12 protein-coding genes are annotated in these 10,585 nt (G+C 58.8%); 8 read left to right on the top strand and 4 right to left on the bottom strand.

Annotated elements, in window-relative coordinates; genetic code table 11:
* Window positions 1–2: 2 nt before the first annotated feature.
* Window positions 3–692 (bottom strand): tetratricopeptide repeat protein, encoded by a 690-nt coding sequence (locus ABEB25_RS08010; RefSeq protein WP_345735870.1) that lies wholly within the window; start codon window positions 690–692, stop codon window positions 3–5.
* A 219-nt stretch (window positions 693–911) separates the two neighbouring features.
* Between ABEB25_RS08010 and ABEB25_RS08005 the strand changes: the two genes are divergently transcribed.
* Entirely contained in the window at window positions 912–1,931 is a 1,020-nt protein-coding gene (locus ABEB25_RS08005; RefSeq protein ID WP_345735869.1) for a cytochrome-c peroxidase, read from the top strand.
* A gap of 211 nt (window positions 1,932–2,142) precedes the next feature.
* Here the strand turns inward: ABEB25_RS08005 and ABEB25_RS08000 are convergent, their stop codons facing one another.
* Window positions 2,143–3,096: a hypothetical protein gene (locus ABEB25_RS08000; RefSeq protein WP_345735868.1), complete on the bottom strand. Its 954-nt coding sequence runs from the start codon at window positions 3,094–3,096 to the stop codon at window positions 2,143–2,145.
* Window positions 3,097–3,718: 622 nt separating this feature from the next.
* Here ABEB25_RS08000 and ABEB25_RS07995 point away from each other — a divergent pair.
* Window positions 3,719–4,909 (top strand): DegT/DnrJ/EryC1/StrS family aminotransferase, encoded by a 1,191-nt coding sequence (locus ABEB25_RS07995; protein ID WP_345735867.1) that lies wholly within the window; start codon window positions 3,719–3,721, stop codon window positions 4,907–4,909.
* Here ABEB25_RS07995 and ABEB25_RS07990 read toward each other — a convergent pair.
* Window positions 4,899–5,417, bottom strand: a complete 519-nt coding sequence (locus ABEB25_RS07990) for a GtrA family protein (protein WP_345735866.1) — start codon at window positions 5,415–5,417, stop codon at window positions 4,899–4,901. The genes ABEB25_RS07995 and ABEB25_RS07990 overlap by 11 nt on opposite strands.
* 99 nt (window positions 5,418–5,516) lie before the next feature.
* A complete protein-coding gene (locus ABEB25_RS07985; protein ID WP_345735865.1) occupies window positions 5,517–5,834 on the bottom strand; it encodes a glycine zipper domain-containing protein in 318 nt (105 codons plus the stop codon).
* A 190-nt stretch (window positions 5,835–6,024) separates the two neighbouring features.
* On the opposite strand from ABEB25_RS07985, the gene rpmJ reads away from it, so the two are divergent.
* The 6 genes from rpmJ (at window position 6,025) to ABEB25_RS07955 (ending at window position 10,525) form a co-directional block, all read left to right on the top strand.
* Complete coding sequence (gene rpmJ, locus ABEB25_RS07980; RefSeq protein WP_133796336.1) at window positions 6,025–6,138, top strand: 50S ribosomal protein L36; 114 nt, start codon at window positions 6,025–6,027, stop codon at window positions 6,136–6,138.
* Window positions 6,139–6,172: 34 nt separating this feature from the next.
* A complete protein-coding gene (gene rpsM, locus ABEB25_RS07975) occupies window positions 6,173–6,556 on the top strand; it encodes a 30S ribosomal protein S13 (protein ID WP_345735864.1) in 384 nt (127 codons plus the stop codon).
* Window positions 6,557–6,591: 35 nt separating this feature from the next.
* Window positions 6,592–7,158 (top strand): 30S ribosomal protein S11, encoded by a 567-nt coding sequence (gene rpsK / locus ABEB25_RS07970; protein ID WP_345735863.1) that lies wholly within the window; start codon window positions 6,592–6,594, stop codon window positions 7,156–7,158.
* A gap of 27 nt (window positions 7,159–7,185) precedes the next feature.
* Window positions 7,186–7,797 (top strand): 30S ribosomal protein S4, encoded by a 612-nt coding sequence (gene rpsD, locus ABEB25_RS07965; protein ID WP_345735862.1) that lies wholly within the window; start codon window positions 7,186–7,188, stop codon window positions 7,795–7,797.
* A gap of 378 nt (window positions 7,798–8,175) precedes the next feature.
* Window positions 8,176–8,487, top strand: a complete 312-nt coding sequence (locus ABEB25_RS07960) for a gamma-butyrobetaine hydroxylase-like domain-containing protein (RefSeq protein ID WP_345735861.1) — start codon at window positions 8,176–8,178, stop codon at window positions 8,485–8,487.
* Window positions 8,488–9,061: 574 nt separating this feature from the next.
* Window positions 9,062–10,525: a Gfo/Idh/MocA family protein gene (locus ABEB25_RS07955; RefSeq protein WP_345735860.1), complete on the top strand. Its 1,464-nt coding sequence runs from the start codon at window positions 9,062–9,064 to the stop codon at window positions 10,523–10,525.
* Window positions 10,526–10,585: the final 60 nt, after the last annotated feature.

The raw sequence follows: 10,585 nt of genomic DNA, 5'->3' as shown, positions 1-10,585 counted from the left end.
GCCTACATTTCCTTCAGGGGTGGCAGGCCGATGTTGTCCACCCAGCGGCTCTCCATCAGCGCATCCAGGTAGGCGGATGCCTCCGCGGGTTTAAAGATGCCCTGGGCGCGCGCCAGCCAGTCCTTGGCTGCTGCCGCTTCCTTCTTCCCAAAGGCGATGGCCGCATGGCCATAATAGTAGGCCGGGGTATCGTCCATGAAGGTGAAATGCTCCTTCAGCGTCTTCTCCGCCACCTCGTATTTCTCCAGCTTCACCTCGCAGATCAGTCGCTTGTAGATCGTGAGATGGCGGAGCTGCAGCGCCAGTTTGGGGAAATCATCCAGCAGCTTTTGCATCGCGGCGGCGGCAGCCTCCCAGTCATGTTTGATGAAGAACATCTCCGCCTTGTTAAACTTCGGTGCCAGCGCCTGCGGTGCCAGTTCCTCCGCCTTGTCTAAAAGCGGCCCCGCCTTGTCAAAGTCACGCAAACCCGGCGTCAGGTAGATGGCTCCTCGCATATTATACAGGTCGGAAAGGTTCGGGGCCTCGGCCTCGATCTCATCCAGCTTCGCCAGGGCCTCGGCATAGCGTTTCTCCTCCTGCAGCCGGAAGGTTTCCTCCAGCTTCTTGCGCACTTCCTCGGAAGGTTTTTCCTGGGCGCAAAGCACCGGAACCAACACAAATAGAAGTGGGAAGATGCGGCTGAACAACATGCACCTTCATCATAAGGCCACCTCCCCGCCAGGCAAGGGAAAGGCCCTGCCAAGTGCCGCCTTTTGGCAATAGCCAAGTCGTCGAGGGCCAATGCAAACTCCGTTTTTCGCAACCCAGGCGGAGCGTTCTGTTTTTCCCGGCATTCATTGCACATTGTCTGCAACCAACAGGTGAATCTCTGCGTAGGCTAGGCCCTGGTTTTCCTCCCCGAGAAAACAATGAAAAACACCCTCCTCCTCACCACCTCCCTGTTGGCCCTGCTCGCCTCCCCAGCTTGTGCAGATGCCCTCTCAGACTCCTACCTCGCCATGTTCAAACCCCTGCCGACGGAAGCTCCCGCCGCAGACAACGAACTCACCGAGGCCAAGATCAATCTGGGCCGCATGCTCTATTACGAGACCCGCATCTCCAAAAACGGCCAGATGTCCTGCAACACTTGCCACGTCTTGGACAAATACGGCCAGGACAACCTCCCCTTCTCCCCCGGTCACGAAGGCAAGCTGGGCGGCCGCAGTTCCCCCACCGTTTACAATGCCGCCCTCCACATCGCCCAGTTTTGGGACGGTCGCGCCCCCACCGTGGAAGAGCAGGCCAAAGGCCCGGTGCTGAACCCCATCGAAATGGGCATGCCCAGCGCAGACTTTGTGGTGGACGTGCTCAAGTCCATTCCCGGTTATGTGGACGCCTTCAAATCCGCCTTCCCTGGTGAAGCAGACCCCATTAATTACAACAACTTCGGCAAGGCTGTAGGCGCTTTCGAGCGCAAACTCGTCACCCCCTCCCGCTGGGACGACTACCTGAAAGGTAAAAAGGAGGCCCTCACCGCCGAGGAACAGAAGGGCTACGAAACCTTTGCCAAAGCCGGCTGCGCCACCTGCCACAACGGCCCCGCCATCGGCGGTGCCATGTACCACAAGCTCGGCCTCGTGAAAGCCTGGCCCGAACTGAAAGACCTCGGCCGTTATGAAGCAACCAAGGTGGAAAGCGACAAGCATTTCTTCAAGGTCTCCAGCCTGCGCAACGTCACTGAAACCGGCCCTTACCTCCACGATGGTTCCGTCAAAACCCTCGATCAGATGGTGAAGATGATGGCCGAGCATCAGTTGGGCAAAACGCTGACGGATGAAGAAGCTGGCAGCATCGTCACCTTCCTGAAATCCTTGAAAGGCGAAATTCCCAAGGACTACATCGCGCAGCCCAAGCTGCCCGAGAGCGGCCCCAAGACCCCCAAGGCCTGATTTAGAGCATTTTTAAATTATTTTGCAGCCTATCGAGGAAGCGCATTGAGAGGAGTGCCCACGCTCCTCTCTCGCTTTCTTCAGCAACCAATCGGATCGGTTGTGTGCTATTTAATATGCTCTAGAGACAATTTATCGGAGCAAAGAGATACCATCCATGCTATCCGACTCATCCGTGGTTTTTGAACTTTCTGTGCAACCCGTGATTCCCCTAGACCATCGCCTGCAGCCAAGCGGGGCGTTGGTTGCGCGGGTCCTGGGGATCTGGTAAGACGCCTACCCACGGGATGGGCGGGTTTGAGCCGTCCACGAGACGCACCGGCTGCCCATCCAGGGAGATGCCCAGTTCATCGCGGAAGAAGGCCACGCAGCGGCGGCTGAAGAGGATGCGGTGCATGGTGGAGCCTCCGCCCAGTTTCTCCAGGGTGATCCCGACATCGGGGGCCCCTGCCGCCAGCATGTCGCTGCGCCGGTAGTGCATCTCCGCCGGGCTGAGGAATCCCTGATACGGCAGGCATTCCCGGGGCCGCGCCGTGGCGGGATCATAGCGGTAGAGGTCGCGACCGCTCTTGCACAGGTTCAGCATCGGCGGCAGGGTCATGTCACTCCACACCACCCAGGCCATTTCACTCTCCGGCACCGGCTTTTTCCCAGTCACCACCGGGCGGGCCAGGCGCAGGCCTGTGAGGCCCGACTTTTCCAGGGCAGCCTTCACCTTCCCGCGCACCAGCATCGCAGACGTGTTGGAGAGCATGCCACATTCACGGCTCTTCGGCGTGATGGGTGCCTTCAGATGCGGCACGCCCGCGTCATCGTAGGTCTGCGGATACAGCGGCTCCCCCACATAGAGGTGCAGGTGGGGCTGGACATACTCCTGGTTAGTCAGGTCTGCGGGCTGATACTCGCGCGTCCTCCGGATGTGGATGCCGGCCTTTTGCAAAGGCTCACGATCGGTGAGATCATACCCGGCCTGCTGGAGGGCCTCCAGCACCCGCAGGACCCTGGGATCATCCGTCGGAGTGGGATGCATCGGCAGATAGGTCGCCCCCTCCGGGATCAGGTCCGGGATGCCCTGCCTGATCCGCGCAAAGGCCTCCGGTGACACCTCTGGGGTCAAAGCGTCGCCGCTGCCTGCAAACACTGTGAAGTTGTATTTCTCGATCATAAACCGCCTGTTTTAGGGGTGTCGGCCGCCGACTGTCCATGGCGAAATGGGGAGGGCATCTCATCGAGAGAAAATGTAACCCTTGTGCTCGAACGAATATTAGTCCCGGGTGAAAAGAACGAAGCGAGTTGGTTTGGCGACGTGTGTCTCGCGGTCCGGGGGTTCCGATCGCTCCTCACTCCACCGCCCGGCTAGGCTAAGATTCCATTCCTGGGTGCGCCTGTCCGGAGGTTCTGGACAGGCGTTTTGTTTTGTGCACCGGGGCTAGAGTGATGCGATCTCATGTCGCGTAGCGTGGACGGGCGGGAGGAACCACTGGGAGTACCGTGGGCACTCTTGCCCGCGTATTTTGGGCGTCGCTATGAGAGAAGGTGTGGCCGGGGGGGTAACGCGCCTTGAAAGGTGCGGCTACGATACGGACGCCGCTCTGCGGCTGGGGAAAAGGGGCACAGGCAACGCTTGAGCATGCAAAGATGCAAAGGAACTCATTCTTTGCGCGTTTGCGTGAGCCCTCGGTTGGAATTTTGAAGGATGAATTCTCACGCATCAGCCTCGATTTCCCATCCGGCAGGCCGTCTTGATCCTTGACCACCGCGCCTTGCCCTCTGACTTTCCCACCCCCATGTCCGTCCCACTTCTCGACGTCAACGCCCAGAACCACCCGCTCGAATCCGAACTCCAGGCCGCCTTCACCCGCGTGCTGCAGCATGGCCGGTTCATCATGGGCCCTGAGATGGAAGTGTTTGAAAAAGAGATCGCGGAGATGGTCGGTGTAAAGCACGCCCTCGCCATCTCCTCCGGCACCGATGCCCTCCTGCTCGCCCTCATGGCCCTGGATATCGGCCCCGGTGATGAAGTCCTTTGCCCTGCCTTCACTTTCTTTGCCACCGCCGGTGCCGTCTCCCGCCTCGGTGCTGTGCCCGTCTTCACCGACATCTGCCCCATCTGCTTCAATCTGGATGTCAACGATGCCCGGGCCAAGATCACCCCCCGCACCAAGGCCATCATCCCCGTGCATCTCTTCGGCCAGTGTGCCGATATGGACCCCATCCTTGCCCTCGCCAAGGAAAAAGGCCTGCGTGTCATTGAGGACGGTGCCCAGGCCATCGGCTCCCTCTATAAAGGCCGCGGCTGCGGTTCCATGGGCGACTTTGGCACCTACAGCTTCTTCCCCAGCAAAAACCTCGGCGGTTTTGGCGATGGAGGCATGCTCGTCACCAATGACGATGCCCTGGCCGAATTCGCCCGCGTCCTGCGCGTGCATGGCTCCAAGCCCAAGTACTACCACCACTACGTCGGCGGTAACTTCCGCATGGATACCCTCCAGTGCGCCCTCCTCAGCGTGAAGGTGAAACGCTACGCCGAATACACCGCCCAGCGCCAGGCCAATGCCGCTCATTATACCGAGGCTCTTTCCCAGCTCCCCGGCGTGGTCCAGGCAGATCCCTCCCATTGCAAATGTGTGGCTACCCAGGATGCCTCGCTGGCAGGGCAGGGGACTCGTCTTGTACTTCCCGTGGCCTATGGCCACAACACGCACATCTGGAACCAGTACACCGTCCGCGTCCTCGGTGGCCGTCGCGATGAGTTCCGCGATGCCCTGCAAAAGGTCGGCATTGGCTGTGAGATCTATTACCCGCTCACGCTCGATCAGCAGCCCTGCTTTGCCCACTTGCCAGAAAGCTCACGCACCGGCTGCGAAGTCTCCCATCGCATGGCGCAAGAAGTCATCAGCCTGCCTATTTATGGTGAACTCACCGCAGCCCAGCGGAACGAGGTCATCGCGGCCATCGCTGGCTGGCTCAGTGCTTGAAGATAAAAAACTTCCGGCACACAAAATTGATCAGGACGGAGGTGACGGCCATGCTCACCTGCGCCAGCCGCGTATCAATGCCGAACATCTGGATCAGGTAAGGGCCCGCCAGCAGGCCGCCGCCAAAGCTGATAACGCCAATGCCAAAGAAGCTGGCGATTTCCACCAGGCGGCTGTGCCTGCCGGACTTGAACACCCATAGGATGTTGGTCACGTAGGCCACCGCCGTGCTAAAGAGCACCGCGATGGAATTGCTGATCGTCGTGTTCAGCGCCCGCACCTCCTTCGGGATTTCAGGGTCGATTGAGGGAAATGCCCAGAGGGACAGCGCCAGCCAGATCACCTGATGCGTGATAAAGGCCCCCAGCCCGCAGATCCCATACTTGATGAACTGGATCAGCGGATGCGCGTCGCGTGAGTTCACATGCGCCAAGATGGTGGGCCAGTCATTGTTGCGGACAAAGTGAGCGGCAGAGCTGAGCTGGGAAATCATAAGGGCGGGAGGCAAGTACTCACGCCGCCTTTGCCCTCAAGCACAAGAAACAAAAAACGCAGCCGGGAGATTCCGGCTGCGTTGATCGAGTGAGGATTCAGACCTCAGGAAAGATCAATACGGGTTGCCGTAGTAGGGCTGGCCGTTTGGATAGTAGCCCGTTGGGCGACGGTATTGATTGTTATACCGCTGGTTGTCGTAGTACTGCTGGTTGCGCTGATCCTGCGAATTGCCGATGGCGTTGCCGCCCAGGGCACCGAGTCCTGCCCCGATCGCTGCGCCTTCCAGCCCGCGACCGCTCTGGTTGCCGATGATGCCGCCGGCTGCTGCGCCGCCGAGTGCGCCGATGACTGTGCCGGTCTGGGCATTGGGTCCCGTGGCGCAGGAAACCAGGCTGAGAGCGGCAAGGAATGAGAGTGCTGATGTTTTCATACTTGGGTAAGTGACTCGTTAGTCGTTATGACCGTATCACTTGTTCATCCAAATTAGTTAAACTTTCCGAAAAAAATTTGTCATCCCTGCAAGTGAAAAAGTCTGAAGATGTGAAAAACGGGGTTGCGTCACGAATCTGGTGTGGTAGGACTTCCGACTCCCCCGCCCGCTAACTGGGCGCTGACCTCTTATGCGTGTCCGTACATCCGTCAAACCTCTCTGCGAACTCTGCCGCGTCATTCGCCGCAAAGGCGTGGTCCGCGTCGTCTGCAAAAACCCACGCCACAAACAGCGTCAGGGTTAATTCCAGGCACATTCACTCATAGCACTTACTGATTATGGCACGCCTACTTGGAGTCGAAATCCCGAACGAAAAGAAGATCGAATATTCCCTGCCTTATATTTATGGCATCGGTCTTCCCCTGAGCCGCAAAATTCTTGCCGCCAGCAACATTGATCCTAACGTCCGCGCCGGAGAGCTTTCGGACGACCAGATTGCTCTCATCACCCAGGTGATCCAGGGCATGAGCATCGTTTACGAAGGTGATCTTCGTCGTGAACAGGGCATGCACATGAAGCGCCTGCTGGGCATCAACTGCTACCGCGCCACCCGTCATCGTCGTGGCCTGCCAGTCCGCGGCCAGCGCACCCACACCAATTCCCGCACTCGCAAAGGTCCTCGTAAGACTGTCGGCGCGCAGAGCAAGCCTGGTAAGAAGTAATCAGGCAAGAACCCAGGCTCCTATCCTTTCGTATTATGGCAGAAGAAACAACAACTCCGGCAGTGGCTCCTGAAGCTGCCGCCCCAGAAGGCGCTCCAGCTCCGGCCCCAGCAGCGCCTGCAGCTCCCGGTGCACCGGCCGCTGACAAAGCGCCAACCAGCGGCGACCGTGCCGTTTCCCAGAGCGTCTGGCTCGAAATCGGTGGCGGCGACGGCACTGAAACCGCCAAGGTCATCAAGGCCAAGGGTTCCAAAAACGTCCACGCTGGCATCGTCCACGTCCGTTCTAGCTTCAACAACACCATGGTCTCCATCACGGACCGCGTGGGCAACCTCATCGGTTGGTCCACCTCTGGCAAGATGGGCTTCCGTGGCTCCCGCAAAGGCACCGCCTATGCTGCCCAGGTCGTTGCCCAGGACGCCTGCCGTCAGGCCATGGGTCATGGTCTCCGCGAAGTCGAAGTCCGTCTCCGTGGTCCAGGCTCCGGCCGTGAGTCCGCTGTCCGTGCCGTCCAGGCCATGGGCATCGAAGTCACCGTGATCAAGGACGCTACCCCGATCCCTCACAATGGCTGCCGCCCACCGAAGGCTCGCCGCGTCTAATCCCGTTTCTCTCCGCATTTTACCCGTATGGCACGTTACACAGGTCCCCGCGAAAAGATCGCCCGTCGTTTTGGCGTCGCGCTTTTCGGTCCTTCCAAATCCCTCGAAACCCGCAACTTCCCACCTGGGCAGCACGGCGTTAAGAATTCCCGCCGCAAAAACTCTGACTACGCGGTCGCTCTGATCGAAAAGCAGAAGCTGCGTTTCCAGTATGGCGTGCTTGAAAAGCAGTTCCGCCTCACCTTCGCCGAAGCTCAGCGTCGCAAGGGCGTGACCGGTGAAAACCTGCTTCAGATGCTCGAGTCCCGTCTCGACAACGTGGTTTACCGCTTCGGTTTCGCGAACACTCGCTTCGCTTCCCGCCAGCTCGTCAGCCATCGCCACATCACCGTCAATGGCAAGATCGTCAACATCGCCAGCTATCAGGTGAAAGCCGGCGACGTCATCGCTGCCAAGAACAGCCCCCGCTCCCAGCAGTTGGTCGGTCGTTTCCTGGAAATGACCCTCGGCAATCCTTCCCCTGATTGGGTGACCGTGGATCGCGACAAGATGTCCGGCGTGTTCAACCGCGCTCCGATCCGTGACGAGATCAACCCGATTGCCAATGAGCAGCTCGTGGTCGAACTCTACTCCCGTTAATCCGGAAGTCTCACAGACCGCCTTTTCAAAGGGACGCCGCAAGGCGTCCCTTTTTTTGTTTTCAGAATTCATGTTCGAATTCTCATCAACCACCTTGGATGCCGGAGGTATCACAGCCGGTAGCCAGGGGTAAGCGTAGCGCGCCCCTGGTCGTGATGCCGATCCTGCCTGGTCAAGGCACCATCCCGGTAGGGATGGCAGCAGCGTCTCAGCGAAGGGGGCTGCGCCTCTAGGGCTTTCCGGATATTCTTTTCGTGAGTTGCTATCAGATGTTCGCTCTCGAAAACTTGAATAGGCACATTATATCACTGTCACGCCCCATCCATAGGATGAGAGACGTTCCGCACCCTCACTTGATTTTCCGCCCGCCCTCTTCTCATGATCACCCCCGAACACCTCGAAGTCATCGGTCCTGAACTCGCCATCCGCTGGTCAGATCAATCGGAGGACTACATTCCCTGCGAGCGTCTCCGTGCCTGGTCTCCCAGCGCCGAAAACACCGGCGAGCGCGACCTGCTCGGGCGCAAATACGGCGGTACCGACCAAAAAACCTTCCCTGGCGTCACGGTGCGCGGCTGGCGCACCATCGGTGGTTACGCCATCCAGTTTGACTTCTCCGACGGGCACAACACTGGCCTCTACACTTACGACTACCTCAAGGCCATCTGTGCCGAGGCGGCCAAAGGCTGATGTCGAAATGAGGGGCCGCACAGTCTGCTGACCAAAAGCCCTTCATCTTCCGGGTCCCGTACCCCAAGCAGCCTCACTTGCATGTGCTTCATATTTCGAGTATTGTAAAATAATGTTAAACATAATCCATTTTAGGATTTTGTCAGCCCCGGCGAGATTCCCCCAAATCCCCCAGCCATCCCCGGATGGGGAAAATATCCCCATCGTTAATCATCTGATAATCAACGTGATGTGCATGAAAATCCCCAAATGGGGAAAATTTGAAATTCATCCTCATCCCCGGCCATACGATTTAGCCACACTGGTTGAATCAAGCTTCAGGACTCCTGAACCTGATACGCATCCCGATGCCTCTTTCCCCAGCCGCAGAGCGGCGTCCGTATCTTAGCCGCGCCTTTCAAGGCGCGGTTTTGGCTGCACACCGCTTTCTCTCATCGCGTCGCAGCGCGACGCCCGAATAGCCGCCATTTCACCTATCCATCACGCTCAATCGCATCCTTCGCCTTTGGTCGGAGGTAAATGGAATCCGCGTCGCCTAAATCCCCTTTCTCTTTGGAGCTTTTCTCAAGCTCCCATGACTTCACTGTTGCCGCCGGGACGGCGTTTCCGTTACAATCCGCCCATGCCCCTTCGTTTTTCTCGCCGTCACTTTCTCGCCAGCACCGCCGCCGCCTTCGGCTTTCCGACCATTGTGCCTAGCAGCGTCTTTGGTAAATCCGGTCGCCCTGCTCCGTCTGAGCGCATCACCGTCGGCTGCATCGGCTGGGGAACCATCGCCGGAGACTGGACACCCTCGTTTTTGAACAACGAAAAATGCCAGGTCATCGCCGTGGCCGATCCCATGAAGGAATACGGGCATTACGGTTACGATGGCAAGGAAACCGGGGGCCGTGAGGCGGGTCGCAAGATCATTGACCAGCACTACTCCCAGGCCGCCAACAAGAATGTGAAGACCTGCACCGCCTATGAGGACTTCCGCGAAATGATGGAGCAGGAAGATCTGGATGCCGTCCAGGTTTCCACTCCGGATCATTGGCATGCCTATATGGCAGTTTATGCCGCCCGCAAAGGCAAGCACGTCTATGGTCAGAAGCCTCTCGCGCTCAACATCGGTGAAGGCCGCCTCATGGCGGATGAAGTCGCCAAGGCCGGCGTCACCTGGCAGACCGGCAGCCAGCAGCGCAGCGACATCTACTTCCGCATGGCCTGCGAAATGGTCCGTAACAACCGCATCGGCAAGCTGAAGCGTGTGCGTGTCGGTCTCCCCGGCGGCCATTCCAACTGGAACGGCATGGCTGATAAAACGGAGGTCGCGCCTGTGCCTGCCGACTTCAATTATGAGCTCTGGCTGGGACCGGCCGAACAGATGGAGTACCGCCCGGCCCTGCTGCCGCTCAACTGGCGGCACAACTTCAACTTCAGTGGCGGCATGATCACCGACTTTGGGGCCCACCACATTGACATCGCCCAGTGGGGCATGGGCACGGAGCACACCGGCCCCGTGGAACTCCGCGCTGTCTCCGGCACCCTCAACAATGACGCCCTGTACAACACGGCTACCGCCTTCGCCTTTGAGTGCGTTTATGACAATGGCGTCATCATGCAGGTCGCCAGCCCCGATCACAAGCTGATGCCGGAAGTCGATGCGGCGATGAAGATCCCCGCAGGCAAAAAAGCCTTCGACCACGTGGGCGTCCTGTTCGAAGGCGATGCTGGCAAATGGATCTATGTGAACCGGGGCAAAATCACCGCCAGCGATCCGGCCATCCTTCGCGAGAAGATCGGTGCCGAAGAAATTCACCTCTACGAGAGCAAGGACCACACCGATAACTTCCTGAGCTGCATCTATGATGGCAAGCCCACCGCCACGCCGGTGGAGATTGGCCACCGCAGCATCACCGTGGCCCATCTGGCCAACATCGCCCTTCGCACGGGCAGCGCCGGCCTGAAGTGGAATCCGCAGACCGAGAAAATTGAGGGCAATGAAGCTGCCTCGAAGCTGCTCTCGAAGGAATGGAGGAAACCGTGGGTTCTGTGAGGAAAGCTTTTCCTGATCATAGTCCGTCCGTTCACACGGGCGGCTGCCACACCGCTGTTC

This window comes from Prosthecobacter algae, from assembly GCF_039542385.1.
GTDB classification, from domain to species: domain Bacteria; phylum Verrucomicrobiota; class Verrucomicrobiia; order Verrucomicrobiales; family Verrucomicrobiaceae; genus Prosthecobacter; species Prosthecobacter algae.
This window is presented reverse-complemented; position numbering and strand designations above follow the sequence as displayed.